At 66.5% G+C, this 17,816-nt stretch carries 16 protein-coding genes and 1 tRNA gene; 6 read left to right on the forward strand and 11 right to left on the reverse strand.

Annotated elements, in window-relative coordinates; genetic code table 11:
* Window positions 1-286 precede the first annotated feature (286 nt).
* Window positions 287-721, reverse strand: a complete 435-nt coding sequence (locus EV666_RS15095) for a Ros/MucR family transcriptional regulator (RefSeq protein ID WP_132009964.1) — start codon at window positions 719-721, stop codon at window positions 287-289.
* A 345-nt stretch (window positions 722-1,066) separates the two neighbouring features.
* On the opposite strand from EV666_RS15095, the gene EV666_RS15100 reads away from it, so the two are divergent.
* Window positions 1,067-2,299: a L,D-transpeptidase family protein gene (locus tag EV666_RS15100; protein ID WP_132009967.1), complete on the forward strand. Its 1,233-nt coding sequence runs from the start codon at window positions 1,067-1,069 to the stop codon at window positions 2,297-2,299.
* An 84-nt stretch (window positions 2,300-2,383) separates the two neighbouring features.
* Here EV666_RS15100 and EV666_RS15105 read toward each other — a convergent pair whose 3' ends face one another.
* Window positions 2,384-3,586, reverse strand: a complete 1,203-nt coding sequence (locus EV666_RS15105) for a serine hydrolase domain-containing protein (RefSeq protein WP_132009970.1) — start codon at window positions 3,584-3,586, stop codon at window positions 2,384-2,386.
* Window positions 3,587-4,076: 490 nt separating this feature from the next.
* On the opposite strand from EV666_RS15105, the gene EV666_RS18300 reads away from it, so the two are divergent.
* A complete protein-coding gene (locus EV666_RS18300; RefSeq protein WP_165910036.1) occupies window positions 4,077-4,514 on the forward strand; it encodes a DUF930 domain-containing protein in 438 nt (145 codons plus the stop codon).
* A 41-nt stretch (window positions 4,515-4,555) separates the two neighbouring features.
* On the opposite strand, the gene EV666_RS15115 is transcribed toward EV666_RS18300, so the two are convergent.
* The 4 genes from EV666_RS15115 to pdxY form a co-directional block, all read right to left on the reverse strand.
* Entirely contained in the window at window positions 4,556-5,074 is a 519-nt protein-coding gene (locus EV666_RS15115) for a hypothetical protein (protein ID WP_132009976.1), read from the reverse strand.
* Between the two features lie 317 nt (window positions 5,075-5,391).
* Window positions 5,392-5,467: transfer RNA gene (locus EV666_RS15120), tRNA-Lys, on the reverse strand.
* A gap of 343 nt (window positions 5,468-5,810) precedes the next feature.
* Window positions 5,811-6,578 carry an NUDIX hydrolase gene (locus EV666_RS15125; protein ID WP_132009979.1) on the reverse strand — a complete coding sequence of 256 codons (768 nt, stop codon included), beginning with the start codon at window positions 6,576-6,578 and terminating at the stop codon, window positions 5,811-5,813.
* Entirely contained in the window at window positions 6,575-7,423 is an 849-nt protein-coding gene (pdxY, locus tag EV666_RS15130; RefSeq protein ID WP_132009982.1) for a pyridoxal kinase PdxY, read from the reverse strand. Before pdxY ends, EV666_RS15125 begins: the two co-directional genes overlap by 4 nt.
* Window positions 7,424-7,997: 574 nt before the next feature.
* Between pdxY and EV666_RS15135 the strand changes: the two genes are divergently transcribed.
* Window positions 7,998-8,522 (forward strand): DedA family protein, encoded by a 525-nt coding sequence (locus EV666_RS15135; RefSeq protein WP_132009985.1) that lies wholly within the window; start codon window positions 7,998-8,000, stop codon window positions 8,520-8,522.
* A gap of 70 nt (window positions 8,523-8,592) precedes the next feature.
* On the forward strand, window positions 8,593-8,886 hold the full coding sequence (locus EV666_RS15140) for a hypothetical protein (protein ID WP_132009988.1): 294 nt from the start codon (window positions 8,593-8,595) through the stop codon (window positions 8,884-8,886).
* A gap of 339 nt (window positions 8,887-9,225) precedes the next feature.
* On the opposite strand, the gene ilvC is transcribed toward EV666_RS15140, so the two are convergent.
* On the reverse strand, window positions 9,226-10,245 hold the full coding sequence (ilvC, locus tag EV666_RS15145; protein WP_132009991.1) for a ketol-acid reductoisomerase: 1,020 nt from the start codon (window positions 10,243-10,245) through the stop codon (window positions 9,226-9,228).
* Window positions 10,246-10,657: 412 nt separating this feature from the next.
* Between ilvC and EV666_RS15150 the strand changes: the two genes are divergently transcribed.
* A complete protein-coding gene (locus tag EV666_RS15150) occupies window positions 10,658-11,254 on the forward strand; it encodes a DUF924 family protein (RefSeq protein ID WP_132010130.1) in 597 nt (198 codons plus the stop codon).
* Window positions 11,255-11,390: 136 nt separating this feature from the next.
* Here EV666_RS15150 and ilvN read toward each other — a convergent pair whose 3' ends face one another.
* The 3 genes from ilvN to EV666_RS15165 all read right to left on the reverse strand — a co-directional run bounded on the left by ilvN (window position 11,391) and on the right by EV666_RS15165 (window position 14,556).
* On the reverse strand, window positions 11,391-11,924 hold the full coding sequence (gene ilvN, locus EV666_RS15155; RefSeq protein ID WP_132009994.1) for an acetolactate synthase small subunit: 534 nt from the start codon (window positions 11,922-11,924) through the stop codon (window positions 11,391-11,393).
* Between the two features lie 82 nt (window positions 11,925-12,006).
* Window positions 12,007-12,675, reverse strand: a complete 669-nt coding sequence (locus tag EV666_RS15160; protein WP_132009997.1) for a glutathione S-transferase family protein — start codon at window positions 12,673-12,675, stop codon at window positions 12,007-12,009.
* A 120-nt stretch (window positions 12,676-12,795) separates the two neighbouring features.
* Window positions 12,796-14,556, reverse strand: a complete 1,761-nt coding sequence (locus EV666_RS15165; RefSeq protein ID WP_132010000.1) for an acetolactate synthase 3 large subunit — start codon at window positions 14,554-14,556, stop codon at window positions 12,796-12,798.
* 494 nt (window positions 14,557-15,050) lie between these two features.
* Here EV666_RS15165 and EV666_RS15170 point away from each other — a divergent pair, with 494 nt between their 5' ends.
* A complete protein-coding gene (locus EV666_RS15170) occupies window positions 15,051-15,812 on the forward strand; it encodes a hypothetical protein (protein ID WP_132010003.1) in 762 nt (253 codons plus the stop codon).
* A gap of 1,086 nt (window positions 15,813-16,898) precedes the next feature.
* Here the strand turns inward: EV666_RS15170 and miaA are convergent.
* The gene (miaA, locus tag EV666_RS15175; RefSeq protein WP_132010133.1) at window positions 16,899-17,798 is read right to left on the reverse strand and encodes a tRNA (adenosine(37)-N6)-dimethylallyltransferase MiaA; all 900 of its coding nucleotides are present in this window, start codon (window positions 17,796-17,798) and stop codon (window positions 16,899-16,901) included.
* Window positions 17,799-17,816 lie beyond the last annotated feature (18 nt).

Raw genomic sequence — 17,816 nt, forward strand, 5'->3', positions numbered from 1 at the left:
GATCGGTCCGTTCCGCCTGACTTTCGGGAAGTCTCCGGGAAGCTTCAGGGCCGCGCCCCGTCGCTGATGAGCGGCTTATAGGACCCTCCCAGCCCACATGTCAACGCCACAAATCCCAAAATGCGGAAATTCGGCGCGGTGCTGTCAGCCTGCCTTCGGGGATCCGCGATACGCGACGCCGGCTAACATTATCGCGAGACAGTATTTTTCCGCGAAAAAACGCCGGGGTCTCCCTGTGGAAAGCCCCGGCGCTGATATTCGTCATGCTGCGCCGGAGGCGCTGCGATCAGGCCGCCTTGTCGCCGGCGCTTTCGCTGTCCGGCTTGCGACCGAGCCCCATGGACTTGGCCAGCGCGGAGCGCGAGGCTGCATAGTTCGGGGCGACCATGGGATAATCTGGCGGCAGCCCCCAGCGCGCCCGATATGCTTCCGGCGTCATGTCATAGGCCGTGCGCAGATGACGCTTGAGTGATTTGAAGCGCTTTCCGTCCTCAAGGCAGATGATGTAATCCGGCGTCACCGACCGCTTGACGGGTACGGCCGGCTGCGGGGCTTCCCCAGCGTCTGGCGCGCCGCCCTGCCCGAGTTTTTGCAGGGACGCGTGGACGGAGGCGATCAGTGCTGGCAACTGATCCAGCTCAACCCGGTTATTGGCGACAAATGAAGCGACGATATCGGCGGTAATCGCCACCATCTGCCCGCTTCCCTCAGCTTTCTCCATAACGCACTCTCCTTCGGGAAGTCGCAACTTACGCAATAACAGGGAAAGTAGAAGTTCAAATTTCCGACATACTGCCAACCCCGGTCAGTTTTTGATGGATAGTTCGCTTAAATTGTTCAAAAACATGAATCTCACAATTCGGTGATAGCACGCTTCAGCGCCGGGACTGGCGGTGAAGGCGCAAATCTTGTCCATCAGCATGGGAATGACCGAATCCTGGATGCGTATCCGTTCGCGCCCGGCCGGGGACGTGGGCGACCGCAATATCTTCGCCTGATTTGTGTTCTGATAATCATATGGCGATAACGGTTTGACGGGTCGCAGAATGTCGGGAGACGAGGAGCGATGCGCGGGACACTCCGGGCTGGGTATGCAGGCGCGACGCTGCTGGCGCTTTTGGCGGCGGAGCCGGCGCTTGCCTCGAAAGCCGATGCGCCCGTGCCCGGGCGCACGGCCGCGTTGATGCGCGAGAAGGGCATGGCGCCTGGCGCCGGCGTGCTCGTGCGCGTCTTCAAGAAGGAAGCCGAACTGGAAATCTGGAAGCAGCGCGCCGATGGCCGGTACGCGCTGCTGAAGACGTTTCCCGTGTGCCGCTGGTCCGGGCGGCTGGGCCCCAAGCGGAAAACCGGGGACCGCCAGGCGCCGGAGGGATTTTACGACATCACGCCCAGGCTGATGAACCCGAACTCCGCCTACCACCTGTCGTTCGACACCGGTTTCCCCAACGCCTACGACCGGGCGAATGGCTATACCGGCTCCTATTTGATGGTTCATGGCGTATGCTCGTCCATGGGGTGCTACGCCATGACGAACGCCGGCATCGAAGAGGTTTACGCCCTGTTGCGGGACGCGTTCAAAGGTGGGCAGAAATCCGTTCAGTTCCAGGCGTTTCCTTTCCGCATGACCGCCAGGAACATGGCGCGGATGCGGGACGATCCGGATATTGATTTCTGGCGCCAACTCAAGGCGGGCAATGATCGCTTCGAGGCCACGGGCCTGCCGCCGCGCGTCACGGTCGCCGGCAAACGCTACGCTTTCACGCCATATCGGGAACGGGCCCTGGAGGCCCAGGCCACGGCGCGCCTCCATGCGGAACAGGAAGCGATCGCCAGGCAGATTGACGACGGCGCGCCATCCATCCGCATCACCTACGCCGACGGCGGCATGCACCCTCACTTCGCCCGGATGCGCAACCATCCCTCGCTCGGCATTATCAGCCGCCCCGAGGCGCTGGCTTTCGCCGGCCGGGACGTCGTCATCCGGCCAGGCGTGCGCAAGGCGCCGCCGGTGATGGTGGCGCAGGGCGCCGTCAGCCTGACATTCGCGCGTCTCGCATCCGGGCCAGGCGCCGGGCCAGCAGCCCTGCGCCTGCCGGCGACGGACGTCCAGGCATCCCAGCCCTCCTCGCCATCGGCGCGCATCGCCCTGGCGCATGATGGCGCGCGCGCCGCCATGGCTTCGGCGGCTTCGGCGAGCGGGACGCCGACGCCTGTCGCGGGCGCCTACGCCGCCGGCCTCACCTCCGCCGTTTCATCCTGGCCGCATGGCATGATCGCCATGGGGCCATCGGCGCCGTAGCCCGGCGGGCGCCGTCGCCGCCCAGCCCGGCGCCTTCGGCAACCGGGCCTTCCACGACACGCGCCGCCATCCTGGCGAACGTGCTCAGGCGGCGCCAAGCTCGCGCGCGATGTGCTTGCAATTGGCGATCCATGCGACGGAATAAGGAATATCGGCGGCGTCCGGCTGGGAACTGAACGCCGCGATCACCACCTCGCTGGTCGGGCAGACATACAGCCACTGGCCGTGGATACCGGCGCCGCCGAAAGCCCCCGTCTCCTCATCGAACAGGTACCATTTGCTGCGATAGCGGCTGGCCGGAAACCCCATGGCCGCGAAATTGCCGCGCTCCCAGGCGCGACGGTCGCCGTTGGAGCGGATATCGTCCACCCACCAGGCTGGCGCGATCTGGCGGCCATTGGCCACGCCGCCCCGCCGCATCATCTCGCCGAACCGGGCCAGATCACGCGTCGTCATGCAGACGCCGCCGGCCGTGCGCGGCGCGCCAAAGGAGTCGAGCGTGACCCATGCCTCGCGCTCCGCGCCCATGGGGCGCCAGATCAGGTCCGACAGCATCTGGGCGAACGGCGCCCCACCGGCCCGCTCCAGCACCCAGCCAAGCGTATCGGTATCCGGCGACACATAGTGGAAGACCTCGCCATGGGCGGTTTCGCCCGGCGTTTTGAGGCTGGCGAGGAAGCCGCGCAGATCGGCGCCGCCGACGGGGCCGCCCGGGTCCCAGCCCACGGCGCGGCGGTAGGCCGGCATGTCGCCGTTGGGATCAGCGTAATCCTCGCTGAAGCCGATGGACACCGTCATGTCCAGCAGATGGCGCACAGTGGCCCCGGCATAGACCGAGCTTTTCAGTTCAGGCGCGTAATCGGCGGCGGGGCGGTCCGGGTCGAGCAGGCCGCGATCCGCCAGCACGCCGGCGAGCACGCCGGTCACCGACTTGCTGACCGAGAACAGGATGTGCTGCCGGCTTGCCTCTAGACCGTTGTCGTAAAGTTCATACGCCAGTTCGCCACGACGCAGGACAACGAGCCCGTCGACATTGATGGCGCGCAGATACCGGTGCGCCGGGAGGCGCGCGCCCGCCGCGTCGACCAGGTCAAGCTCGCCGAGGTCGCGCCATGCCTCCCGCAACGGCGTAACCTCGCTACCGGTCGCCCCGGCGATGGCCGCCGTGGGGACGAGGTTGCGCAGGTTGCGGAATCCCCATTTGCTGAACGGCGACTGCCGCCAGTTCGCCAGCGTCACCTGCCCGTCTGGCCCCGGCGGGGCGCCTTGCATCAACTGTTGCTCCATGGCGTTCCTCCATCGCGGCTTCGCCCGCAGCGAAACCGCCAAGCGCTTTTGTTGTCCGGCTTCCCGCCCTGGCGGCGGACCAGCGCCATATTCTGGCCGCGCCAGTCTGGCATGAGGAATTCAGTCCCGCCATGCGCCTGACATCGGCTGGCGGCAGCGCACCGCGCAATGCTTGCGACAGGGGCCGGCGCCGCCCACCTTGCAAAGATGCATGCAATATGGTTCCCAGCAACGTCACACCGTGCAGTTCACGCTTGGGGCGGACGACGCTTTCGTGGATTTCCTCCACGAGAACGCGGAACCTCCAGATGGCGCAAGCCCGCTCGCCCGTGAGGGGCGTGGGCGCGCAATCTTCAGGAAGCACGCGCGGACCTTTGCAGCGGCAACCGGGTTACCCGGAAGCCACGCATTCCGGATTGACGCATTTTCCGGCGAAAATGCTCCAACAAGAGGCTTCACCGGCGCCCCGCGCCACATGAAGTGCGAAACATTGTCATCATCTGATTTGCGCAAACACGCCGTCGCCTGCATTCAGGCGGCGTTTCTCCTTGTTCCCGGCCTGTGCGCAGCCGCCAACGCCACGGCGCCTGTCGCCACCGCCGACGCCCGTCTGACCCGCTCGCTGATGCGCCTCGATCCGGCGCAACGCTTCCAGCAGATATGCGATGTCGCCGCCATGAAGGTCATCGCCAGGGAGAGCGGCGCCATACGGCCGGACCGCGCCATGCTTGATGCGCTCTCCCCCGCGAAGGAAAAGGACGACACGCTTTCGGGGTCGGGCGGCGCGGTGCGCAGCAAGGGCCACTGGCGCCAGATGTCGTTCAGTTGCGAGGCGACGCCGGACCGCCTGTCGGTGCTGCGCTTCACCTACCAGCTCGGCGACGAAATCCCTGGCAGCCAGTGGGAGCGTTACGGCCTGTGGCGATAGCGCCGGCCACGCCCGGCCGGACGGCCAGGCAGACCTGGCGTTCAGTCACGGGCGTCCTTGCGGGCCTGGGCGTCCTTCACGAACTGGGACACCCGGCCGGCCTCCATGGGGCTGCCAATCCGTTCAGCTTTTTTTGACGGGTTGGGAAGCATGCCCTCATTGGCGGTCCGCCCGCCCTTGGGGACCGCGGGTTTCCTGGCCGCGTTCTTCAGTTTCAGGGCGCGACGGGAATTGCTGACCAGCTCCTGCCGCGCCGCGACAGCCTGCCGGCGCGACAACTCCCTGTTGGCGCGCTGGATCGCGCCGGACAGCACCCGCGCTTTCATCTTTGAACCACTGTTGTCACTGGCCGGCGTCGAGGCATGGGCCTTGCCGCGCATCTCGCGGCGCTGCTGGCGGGCAATGGCCCGCGCCCGGTCCCGCCGCTCCCGCAGCAACGACACCGTCTTGCGCAAATCCGCGTCCGCGACGGCAGTAATCTCGCTTCGTCGCGTCAACACAACGAGCTCAAGCTCATCACGCGACAATAACCGGCGTTCGGCCCTGGTTTCGATGGCCATTGGCAAATCCTCCCTCACAAGCGCGAATGAGGGAGCGTCGCACGACTCGCCTGGCGAACCAACCCGGCGGCTTCCCCGGCCGGCCGCGCGCGGGTGGAGCCTTGCGAGCGCCGCCCTGATGCGATCCGGACTTGGCTCCCCACACCGGCCGCGCGGGTGAAGCCGGCAAGGCGCTTCAGCAGGGCGCGCGATCGTGAGCGGAATGGGGGCAGGAAGCAGGGGCGGAAAAACCAGCCATTTTGCGCCGGTCGCCCGCATCGCGCGTCCATGACGCGGGCACAAAAAAACCCGCCGAAGCGGGTTGTTTTTTGTGAAGATGGTGGGCGCACTAGGGCTCGAACCTAGGACCCGCTGATTAAGAGTCAGCTGCTCTACCAACTGAGCTATGCGCCCATCTTCAGTCCGGCGGGGCGTTTGTGGCCGCCGCCGTTTGGTGAGCGGTGGATACCAATCCCCTCCCCGGTTGTCCAGCGCCCACAAGCGCCAGACCAAACTTTTTTATGACGCTGGGGAAAATCGGCGCATCTGTGCATAACGCCGGAACCTTCCCCGGCAGACGCGAGCCCCGGAGGCGGCGACGGGGCCATCGCCCGCCTTCCCCCGACCGACGGGGAAACGTCGCCTTTCACGCAGCGGATCTGCTGCAAGCGCCTTGCTGGAAGCACACGGCGCACGGGTCCGCGACAAATCCGGCGCCGGCGGGTCTGCCCGGCGCGGCGGCAGGCGCACGTCGGGGTCAGGCCCGGGCTGCGTCCTGCGCGAACGCGGCGGCAAGCCAGGCGACCATGAAGGGCGGCATGCGGGCTGGGTCGATATCGGCCGGGCTGTGAAACAGGCGCACGTCGGCGAGCTCCGGCGCGGGGTCTGCCGCGATGAAATCGCGAATCCGCCTTGCCAGCGCATCGGCCGGCAAGGCCGAGCGCGCCTCGCGCATCAGGGCGACGCGGCCGCCGTCCAGCACCGCGCGCCAGCCATCGGCGAAGGTCAGTTCACTGGCGTCGAGACCGGTTTCCTCCGCCAGCTCACGCACGATATTGCCCTGCAAATCCAGCGTCCCGTCCGGGCGGACGTCCGACAGGTCGGGCGTGCCGGCGGCGAAATAGATCTGGCCTGAATTGGCGGTATGCCCGCCCTGGACGCCCGCGAGCCATGGCCCGTCAGCGGCGCGCAGGGCCGCCATGGAAAAACCGTTCACCACCGTGTCGTCGGGCCAGCCGAGGTCCCGCCAGGTCAGGAAGGCGGCAAAGTCCACCGGCAGACAGGTGGCCTCATAGCGTCCATCAACAATCGCCGGGCGGCGGGACAGCAGCACGCGCCCGTTGAACATTTGTGGTTTGCGCTCCAGCGCCCCCCGCCAGTGGCGATCAATGACGTCGCGATTGGCCTCGGCCCAGGGCCAGGGCTCCTGCGCCACGCGCACCGAAACCTCGCGCACGGGAACGATGGCGGGGGCGCCGCGCCAGGGAAAGGCGCCGCCGGCGCAGGCAGGCGCGCCGCCGCTCACAGCTGGATCGCCTCAAACCTGCGCGACGGCGCCACGAATTCCTCCTGGGCCTGGACCAGTTGCAGTTCGCTCTGGCCGGACGCGGCGGTGGCGGCCAGCAGGCCGTGCACCGACGAGGCGGCGGCGCTGACGGCGCTGGCGACGGAGCGTTCGCGCAGATAATGGCTGAAAAACAGCGCGGCGGTCACATCGCCAGCGCCGGTGAAATAGCGATCGATGCGCGGCGTGCGCACGCCCCAGATCCCCTCGGGCCCCGAGGCCACCATGTCGATGCAATCGTCTGGCGTTTCCGCCGTATGGAGCGAGGTGATGAGCAGGACGGCGGGGCCAAGCCCGTGGGCGATGCGGATGGCGTCGCGGGCTTCCGCCATGGAGGTAACCTGACAGCCGGACAGCAGCTCCAGCTCGAACTGGTTCGGCGTGGCCACATCGGCGGCGGGCATGGCCTGGCGGCGCATGAACTCCGGCACGTCCGGCCGCACGAATACGCCGCGCCCCACGTCGCCGATCACCGGATCGCAGCAATACAGCGCCTCCGGGTTGGCGGCCCGCACCCGCGCCGCCACATCGAGAATGGCCTCGCCGATCGCCGCCGAACCAGCGTAGCCAGAAAGCACGCCGTCGCACTGCGGAAACACGCCGCGCGCCTCAACGCCGCGCGCGATTTCGGCGATCATCGCGCCTTCGAACACCGGCCCCGTCCAGGCGCCATAGCCCGTGTGGTTGGAAAACTGCACGGTGAGAATCGGCCAGACCTCAACGCCCATGCGCTGCATCGGAAACACCGCCGCCGCATTGCCGACATGGCCGTAAGCAACATGGGACTGGATGGACAGGATGTTCATGGGTTCTCCCGGTGCGGAGCTGAACAGGCTGGCGGCGGCCAGCAAACATGGCGCGCGCTGGCCAGAAGGGAGCGCGCCGGAAAACGGCGTGCGTCACAGGCGAATCCGGCCAGAAGCCGCCGTTGGCAAATTAACTGCTTTGCGCCATCACGCCAGCCCCGCCTGGGCGACAGGACGGCCTGCCTGCCCGCAACCGGGCAGGCCCCCGGGCCGGCGTGGGGTCCAGGCGGAGGACGGCGCGGAGAGCGGCGCAGCGGGCGGCGGGCGGCGGAGATGGGCGGCGACAGGCTGCCCCCAAATGGGACTGGCCGGGGACAACGCCGGCGTCCAGATGGACCCGCTGGCGCGGCCGCCGCGTGGCGCAACCGGCGCTCCGCCCCCGACGGCGGATCCGTCGCGCGCCCCCGGACGCCGGCGGTTTCCGGTCCGTCGACGGCGCCCCATACTTGACCGGCGCGTGCTTGCCCCCCGACATGGGGGCTTGCCGACATGGTTGGCCCCATGCCTGACCCTGGCTGACCCTGACCGGCCGGCGTCGCCCCTCGCCAGCAATGGCGCCGCTAACGGAAACCAGATGAACTTTGCCGACATTTCGCAGACCGTCATCAGCTTCATCCAGCAGCACCAGGCCTGGGCGCCGTTCATTGTCGGCGGGCTGGCCTTCGCTGAGTCCATGGCGATCATTTCGTTCATTGTGCCGGCCACCGGCATCCTGCTGGCGATCGGCGCATTGCTGGCGGCCAGCGGCATCCCGTTCTGGCCGGTATGGGCGGGCGCGATGATCGGGGCGGTTCTCGGCGACTGGCTCTCTTACGCCGTCGGTTACTGGCTGAAGGACAGCATCCGCGACTACTGGCCGTTCTCGCGCGCGCCGCATTTCATGGACAAGGCCGAAGCGTTCACCCGCAAATGGGGCGTGCCCGGCGTCTTCATCGGCCGCTTTTCCGGCCCGCTGCGGGCGTTCGTTCCGCTGGCCGCCGGCGTGTTTCACCTGCCGCACATTCCGTTCCAGATCGCCAATATTTCGTCCGCCGCCGTGTGGAGTTTTGGCATATTACTTCCTGGAGAAGCACTGGACTGGTTCAGGCACTTACAATAACACAAAATCGTGATAGTATAAATTCATCGCATGTCTTCTCTTCATCTTTTGACGACTGGGAGATTGACGGATGGATCAACTGATTTCTCTGGCCATGAACCTGATCGGCGGCGCCGCCGGCGGCGGCATGGCCGGTCGCGCCTCGCCGTCCATTGACATGGGCGGCGTCGTCAACGCAGTGGCCGGCGCCGTTGGCGGCGGCGTTCTGGGGCAGGTGCTGCAGGCGGCGTTGCCGGTGCTTCAGGGCGGCTCGGCTACGGATCTCACCGCGCTGGCCGGCAATCTGGTGGGCGGCGGGGCCAGCGGCGCCATCGTGACGGCCCTCGTCGGCCTGGTGCTGAACCGGCTGCGCCCGTCGAACTGAGACAGATAGACCGACAGGGCCAGGGCTGTCCGGGCGGAACCCGGGTTGGCCGCGTGGTTCGCGGGCGGGGAGCCGCGCCGGGGATCATCGCGCGGCGGTTCCACGCTGCCCGCGCCTTGATGTCCGCGTTTGACGCGAACAGCTGGGGGCCGCGTGACCCTGACGGTTGTCCTGGCCTTTGCCCCACGAAAATATCGATGCCCGTGACGCCTCGCCTGGCGCGGTGGGCCGCGGGGCGACGGCAAACAAAAAACGCGAACGGGCGGACCCGTTCGCGTCGCAGCGTTCAGCCCTTCGGGAGGCGGCGATCTGGCGCGGCCTCCAGGAAAGAGGCGCGGCTCAGTTCTTCGACTTGTCGACCAGGGCCTTTTCCTTGATCCACGGCATCATGTCGCGGAGCTTGGCGCCAACTTCCTCGATCGGATGAGCGTTGTTGCGGGCGCGGGTGGCCTTGAACGACGCCTGGTTGACCTTGTTCTCCAGCATCCAGTCGCGGGTGAACTTGCCCGACTGGATGTCCTCCAGCACGCGCTTCATCTCGGCCTTCGTCTCGGCGGTGATGATGCGCGGGCCGGTGACGTACTCGCCGTATTCGGCGGTGTTGGAGATCGAGTAGTTCATGTTGGCGATGCCGCCCTCATAGATGAGGTCGACGATCAGCTTCAGCTCGTGCAGACACTCGAAATAGGCCATCTCCGGGGCGTAACCCGCCTCGACGAGGGTTTCGAAGCCGGCGCGGATCAGCTCGACAGCGCCGCCGCACAGCACGGCCTGCTCGCCGAACAGGTCCGTCTCGCACTCTTCCTTGAAGGACGTCTCGATGATGCCGGCGCGACCGCCGCCATTGGCGGAGGCGTAGGACAGGCCGATGTCATGGGCGTTGCCGGTGGCGTCCTGGTGGATGGCGATCAGGGTCGGCACGCCGCCGCCACGCAGGTATTCGGAACGGACGGTATGGCCCGGGCCCTTCGGGGCGACCATCAGCACGTCCAGGTCCTTGCGCGGCTCGATCAGGTTGAAGTGCACGTTCAGACCGTGGGCGAACATCAGCGCCGCGCCGTTCTTCATGTTGTCGTGCAGATGGTCGCGATAGATGTCGGCCTGCAGCTCGTCCGGCGTCAGCATCATGACGACGTCGGCCCATTTGGCGGCCTCGGCCGGGCTCATCACCTTGAAGCCGGCGCCTTCGGCCTTCTTCACCGTGGCGCTGTCTGGGCGCAGGGCGATGGCGACGTCCTTGACGCCCGAATCGCGCAGGTTCTGGGCATGGGCGTGGCCCTGGCTGCCGTAGCCGACGATCGCGACCTTCTTGCCCTTGATCAGGTTCAGATCCGCATCGCGGTCATAGTAAACACGCATCACATACATCCTCTGGCGAAGGTCGCGGGCCAAGTGCCGACGATCAGATCAGAACCGGCCTGGCCGCCGTCGCCCCACGACAGCCAGACCCCCGGTCCGCCCGCAGCGCGCGAACCGCGCCAGGAACGTTCCGGCAATGAAACAGACGGTGGCGGTAAAACCCGCCACGGCCAGTTGGTCAAGTCATTCCTTGCCCATGGCGGCCGCATACGGCGAGGGTCCCGCGTCCGGTCGCATGCTTCGGGCTCGCGGCGCGAAAAACCGCCAGTCCGCCGCCGGCGCGACATCCGGCGAATTTCTCAAAATGCAGCCCCGCCACCGGCGGCGCATGCACGTAGTCCGCTCCCTGGTCCGGCGCGGCGCGCCGGGGATATTCCCACCCGGGTGAATCCAGGCGATGCTGCCCGGCATGATGACCCGAAACGCCCCCTTCACGCCCGTCGCCGCCAACACCAATGCGGCGCTGCCGGAGCCGGCTGACCTGGTCGCGGCCTGGCGGGACGCCGGCTACGAAAAATGGTTCAGCCGCGACGACGCCTTCGACGCCATGCTGCGCGACCGCTTCGGCGCGGCCCAGGCCGCCGCGGCGCGCGGCGAACTGGACGGCTGGCAGGCGACGCCGGAAGGCGCCCTCGCCCTCGTGCTGCTGCTCGACCAGATACCGCGCAATATTTACCGCAGCACGCCGGCGGCTTTCGCCACCGACCCGGCGGCGCGCCGCATCGCCGCCGCCAGCCTGGAGCGCGGTTATGACGCCCGGGTTGCGCCGGAGTTGCGCAGCTTTTTCTACCTGCCGTTCATGCACTCCGAAGAGCTGGCGGACCAGGTGCGGTGCGTCGCCCTGTACCAGGCGCTCGGCAATGCCGATGGCCTGCGCTACGCCGAGGAGCATCGCGACATCATCGCCCGCTTCGGCCGCTTTCCGCATCGCAACCACATTCTGGGCCGCGAAATGACGGCGGATGAGCTGGCCTACCTGGAAGCCGGCGGCTTCACCGGCGGGCAGTAATTCCAGGTCGCGACAATGCCGCGACAATGCCGGCGCATCCGCGCTGGAAGCTCAGGCGCCGCCCTGGTCCCGCCAGGCGCGGCGCCCCCCGCAACGTCTTGCCCCGGCGTCAGTCCGCCGCGATCCGCCGGGTGGTTCAGCCCCGGGCGGAGCCGCGCGACAGGGCGGCGACGCCGGTGCGGGCCACTTCCACCACGCCGGTTTCCGTCATGACGCGGATGAAGCGGTCAACCTCTTCGATGGCGCCGGTGAACTCGAAGATGAACGAGTTCAGCGTGGCGTCGAGGGTGCGGGCGCCGAAGGCCTGGGCAAGGCGCAGGGCTTCCACGCGGTGCTCGCCGCGACCGGCCACCTTCACCAGCGCCAGTTCACGCTCAACCGCCTCGCCCGTGGCGGTGAGATCGTCGACGCGGTGCACCGGCACCAGCCGGTCGAGCTGCGCCATGATCTGGGCGATCGCCGCATCGTCGCCGGAGGTGACGATGGTGATGCGCGACAGGTGCTCCTCGTGCTCGGTCTCCGAAACCGTGAGGCTCTCGATATTGTAGCCACGTCCCGAAAACAGGCCAGCGATGCGGGCAAGAACCCCTGGTTCGTTGTCGACGATCACCGCCAGGGTGTGGCGGGCGATCTTCTGGGCGGCCGGCGCGTCGGAATAGTGCGATTTCATCAGTTGTACCCGGTCTTTGGCGATGCCTGGCGGGGCCCCTGGCCCGGCGCGGCCGCCGTTATTTCAAAACAGGAGACGCGCCTCAGAAGCGTGCGACCAGCGTCTCGTCGATATTGTCGTAATCGGCAATGCCCGGCTCCTTCAGGCCCGCCGCGCGCCACTCCTGAAAGGCCGGCAGCGCCAGCACCGCGTCCATATAGGCGCGGCAGACGTCGTCGACCGGAATGGAATAGCCATCGAGGCGGCAGACCACCGGCGCATACATGGCGTCGGCGGCGGTGAAGGCGCCGAAGAGGAACGGCCCGGACGCGGCGTGCTTTTCACGCAGCCCGCGCCAGATGGCGCAAACCCGGGCCACGGCGGCGTCCACCGCCTCGCCCCGGTCGCGGGCGGCGAAGCGCATGCCGAGATTCATCGGACAGGCCATGCGCAAAGCCTGGAAGCCTGCGTGCATCTCGGCGGAAACCGAGCGGGCCACGGCCCGCTGGCCAGCGTCCGCCGGCCACAGGCCCGCTTCCGGAAAGCGCTCGGCGACATACTCGATGATCGCCAGCGAGTCCCATACGGTGAGATCGCCATCGCGCAGCACCGGAACGACGCCGGATGGCGAATACCTGGCGATTTCCGCTTTCGTATCCGGCTGGCGCAGGATGATGACGTGCTCCTCAAACGGCGCGCCGGCGACGCGCATGGCGAGCCAGGGGCGCAGTGACCATGACGAATAACGCTTGCTGGCGACGATCAGCTTCATGTCCACATCCTCCTGGCTGCGAAAACCCTGACCGGGATATCCCCGGCAGCGGCTTCCCAGGGCTTACCTGGCGTCCGTTTCAGGCGAGGCGGCGGCCCGCCCCGCCTGAACCAGGCCGCGTCAGACGAGCATCTTGCCGGCTTCGTCGATCACCGAGCCGATGTCGGTGGCGGCGTCGCCGAGGATCATCTCGTTGTGCGCCTTGCCCGACGGAATCATCGGGAAGCAGTTCTCGGTCTTGTCGACGATGCAGTCGAAGATCACCGGACGGTCGGTGTTGATCATCTGCAGGATCGCCGCATCGAGCTCCTTCGGATCGCTGCAGCGGATGCCAACGCCGCCATAGGCCTCGGCCAGCTTGACGAAGTCCGGCAGGGCCTCCGAATAGCTCTCCGAATACCGCCCGCCATGCAGCAGTTCCTGCCACTGGCGCACCATGCCCATGTATTCGTTGTTGAGGATGAAGATCTTCACCGGCAGCCGGTGCTGCAGCGCCGTCGACATCTCCTGCATGTTCATCAGGATCGAGGCCTCGCCCGCGACATCGATCACCAGGGCGTCCGGATGGGCCATCTGCACGCCGATGGCGGCGGGCAGGCCATAGCCCATGGTGCCAAGGCCACCGGAGGTCATCCAGCGGTTCGGCTCCTCGAACTTCAGGAACTGCGCCGCCCACATCTGGTGCTGGCCCACCTCGGTGGTGAAGTAGACGTCGCGGTCCTTCGTCAGCTCCTGCAGGCGCTGCAGGGCGTACTGCGGCTTAATGGTGATATCCGAATTGTGGTAGGCGAAGCCGTTGCGGGCGCGCCAGGCGTCGATCTGCTTCCACCAGGCGTCCAGGGCCCCCTTGTCGGGGCGGGCGCCGGAGGCGCGGTACAGCCGCACCATGTCCTCCAGCACGTGGGCGCAATCGCCAATGACCGGCACGTCGACCTTGACGTTCTTGTTGATCGACGAAGGGTCGATGTCGATGTGGATCTTCTTTGACCCGGGCGAGAAGGCGTCCAGACGGCCAGTGATGCGGTCGTCGAAACGGGCGCCGACGCAGATCATCAGATCGCAGTCATGCATGGCCATGTTGGCCTCATAGGCGCCGTGCATGCCCAGCATGCCCAGGAACTGGTTGTCCGAGGCCGGGTATGCGCCAAGGCCCATCAGCGTCGAGGTGATGGGGAAGCCGGTCAGACGCACCAGCTCGCGCAGCAGCGCGGAGGCCTCGCGGCCGGAATTGATGACGCCGCCGCCGGTGTAGAAAATCGGCTTTTTCGCCTCGCCCATCATTTTCACGGCGACGCGGATCGCCTCCAGATCACCCTTGACCTTCGGACGGTAGGTCTTGTGCTGGTTGTCGCGCGGCCGCTCATAGCTGCCGGAGGCGAACTGGATGTCCTTCGGGATGTCGACGACCACCGGGCCGGGACGCCCGTTCGAGGCCACGTAAAACGCCTCGTGCAGAATGCGCGGCAGGTCCTCAATGCGCTTCACCAGGTAATTGTGCTTGGCGCAGTGGCGGGTGATGCCGACCGTGTCGCACTCCTGAAAGGCATCGGAGCCGATCAGATGCGTCGGCACCTGGCCGGTGATGCAGACCAGCGGGATCGAATCCAGCAAAGCGTCGGCGAGGCCGGTCACGGCGTTGGTGGCGCCGGGGCCGGAGGTGACGAGCACGCAGCCGACCTTGCCGGTGGAACGGGCATATCCCTCGGCGGCGTGCACGGCGCCCTGCTCATGGCGGACAAGAACGTGACGCACCTTCTCCTGATGGAACATGGCGTCATAGATCGGCAGCACCGCGCCGCCTGGATAACCGAAAATGTGCTCCACGCCCTGGTCCTGCAGGGCGCGAATGACCATCTCGGCGCCGGTCATTGTCTCGCTCATGGCTCTTCTCCCGTCTCCGCCTGCTGTGTGCATCCGGCGCCCGGCTGGATCAACAGCGTTATTCCGTCTTGCTGGCGCATCGCCAGCTGGAGCCCTGTTCCGCCGCATGGCGGCGCCATGACATATCTGCGGTCTGCTCCAGGCAACAAAAAAGGGCCCCGAGGGACCCTGCACGCGCCATCACCGGACCTGCGGTTTTCACCGCTCCGTCGATGGCGCCTCACATACGATAAGAATAGCGCGCATTGCGCCTCACTCCTGTTTCGATCTGGCGGAACGCTAATGGAAGTGACGGAGGGCGTCAACGGCAAATTGCGACGCCGAACGTGCGATGGCGATTCACGCGCCCTGGCGGCGGTGCAGCCCTGCACTCATTTGCGCATCGCCGCAAAGCGACCGCTCTGCGGCTTTACTGGCGCCAGGCGCCAGCGCCGCCATACTTCCCGCAAGGCGCGATCTCGCGCAGGTCGGATGATGGAGCGGAGCTTAAGGACATGCCAGCCGAACTTTTCCCCCTCAATCATGCCCCTCTGTACAGCGCCATCCAGAGAGAAGACTATGCGAGCGCCTACACTTTCATGCAACAGCACTACTATCGCCCGATGCTCTATGGAAACCCGTTCCGGACGATCCCGATCTTCCAGGGCATAACATCTGCGCAGTGGGACGCGGTCCGGGCGGCAGGGAATAGCGGAGGGGCAGCGGCGGCGCGCCCGGAACGGCGCGCGCCAGTCGGTCTTGACCGCCCTGCCCCTCTCGCAGCTTTCCCGGCAAGACCCAACGCGTTGGCGAGACAACCAATGATGAGGCGCGACCGCGCCCCCCCGGAACTGGGCCATCGACCGCGCGCAGCAAGAAACGATATCGCGGAAGTCGATATACTCAACGATGATTTAATCAATTCTTCAACAGAAACATCGGCATGCAGCTCAACAACATCAATATTAAATAATTTGTCTCGCGCAGCGAACTATGACACTACAGAAACAGTTGGCGCAAATATCTACAACTCCGTCGTCCACGTCATGATTGAAAACGGCAGGATGGTAGGTCAGCCCCAGATTAATTATTATCCCGCAGCTCAACGAATGAACCCGATAGGCGCCAACCGCAGCCAGCCGTTGCGCGGCCTTGCAGGCGTGGATCTCCCCGCTGGCGCCAGACACGGCGGCCGGCTACGGACTGCACGCGAAGCCGAAGCAGATTATCGCCAGCAACGTATATGGGGATGGCTCGAAGCTATACCGGGTTTTTAAGATTTTTATTCTGAACAACAATTTAAAATTATTATTATATACATCTAATTTGATGCAACATACTAATGTTAATATCCTGATGGAATGCAGGGCAACAGGCCGCCCGGTCTCCATCCCGGAGCGCGCGCCCCACGGAGGCACACAACATGGGACTGAATTCGTGGATCAATGGACAATACATTGCCTGGCATCGCGGTTCTCCGCCTCCTGATCAAAGGGTCAGGCGCGTTGCGAGCCTGTCGCCTGACTCTGCTCGCGGCCCGGAAGGCTCCCTGCCCATAACGCCCTGGCAAGGCCACGTCAGAAACCGCCATCCAGCCTTGCTCGGACCCCGGCTCGATAATGAACCAACGCCCATGCGGGCTCCCTCGCCAGGTGAACTGACTGCCTCATCACGACTTCGGAGTGAGCCATGGGCGATAGAGCAGCTTCCCCCGCCACCGGATTACGCGGATCTCCCCCAGCAGACACCACCGCCTCCCTATACGGTCAGTGCGCCGCAGATTGAACCGCTCCGGGTCGAGATGCCGGCCGGGGCATTGGAGACTGTCGACTCGATGCCGGCTGCGGCGATGGGCGGTGGCCGGCTCCGGGTCAGGATGCCGGACGGCGCATCGGAGGCTGTCGGCTCGATGCCGGCTGCGGCAGCGGGCGGGAGCCGCGTTGCCCCCTCAGCCGCGAGCGCGTCGCGGCATGCCAACGAAGCGGCGACCGAAGAGCGCGCGGCCTCTCCGTCGATCGAGGAGGTCATTGAGACGGGTGTCGAGGTTGTTATACGGTTCTGAGGGGATCACATGAAGCAGCCCGATCGCACCTCAGGGCGATGAAAGCCGGCGCTTTCGCCCAGCAGCCGCGCCAAGCTGCAAACTTTCGCTGCATTGATGAAGCGCTGCCTGAATGAATCGCATTCGAAACAATCGCCCGGCCAGACCCCGTCGCCCATGCGCCTCCAGCCGCCGCGCCGGGACCGCCGATTGACGCTTTGTCGTGATCGACGGCGCGGGCCTGACCTTGCGAACTCCCCGACGGATGAGCTGATCCATGAATTTGCCGGCCTGGCGCTTCCACGCCCGCCCGTCGCCAGCCTCAGGCCAACGGAACGTCAACCCAGGTCCAGCCCGTCATCTGGTGGCGGAACCAGGTGAACTGGCGCTTGGCGTAGTGGCGGGTGTCGGCCTTGCCGCGCGTCACCGCCGCCTCGCGACCGCCCTCGCCACGCAGCCAGGCCATCAGGCCGGGAACGCCGTGGGCGCGCATCACCGGCAGCGCCGGATCGAGGCCGCGGGCCGCAAGGCGCTCCACCTCCTCCACCGCCCCCTGCCGCATCATCTGGTCGAAGCGCGCGTCGATGCGCGCATACAGCGCCGCCCGCTCCGGCGCGAGGAACAGCCGCCGTGTCCGCGCCGAAGCCAGCGGTCCCTGAACGCGCTGCTGCTGAAAGCTCGCCAGCGAGCGCCCCGTCGCCTCGATCACCTCCAGCGCCCGCAGGATGCGCTGGCGATCGCCCGGCCGGAGACGGTCGGCCATCAGCGGATCGCGCGCGGCGAGGCGCGCGTGCAGGGCGTCGCCAGCCAGCAGGTCCGCCTCGGCGCGCAGGGCGGCGCGCAACTGCGGCGGCACGGGCGGAATATCGGAGAGCCCTTCCAGCAGCGCCCGGAAATACAGGCCGGTGCCGCCAACGAAGATGGGCGTCAGGCCAAGCGCATTGGCCCGTTGCAGTTCCCGCTCCGCCTCACCCAGCCAGCGCGCCACGGAGAAATTTTCCGCCCCATCGACGACGCCATAGAGCCTGTGGGGCGCGGCCCGTTCGTCGGCGGCGGACGGGCGGGCGGTGAGCACGTGCAGGTCGCGATAGATCTGCATGGAGTCGGCGTTGATGACGACCCCGCCCATGCGCCGCGCCATGTCGATGGCCAATGCGGACTTGCCGGATGCGGTCGGGCCTGCGATGAGAACCGCGTCCACGGGTTCACCGGGCAAGATCACGTCCGCGAGGGCCTTCCG

The sequence above is a fragment of the Camelimonas lactis genome (genome assembly GCF_004342915.1).
Classification (GTDB): domain Bacteria; phylum Pseudomonadota; class Alphaproteobacteria; order Rhizobiales; family Beijerinckiaceae; genus Camelimonas; species Camelimonas lactis.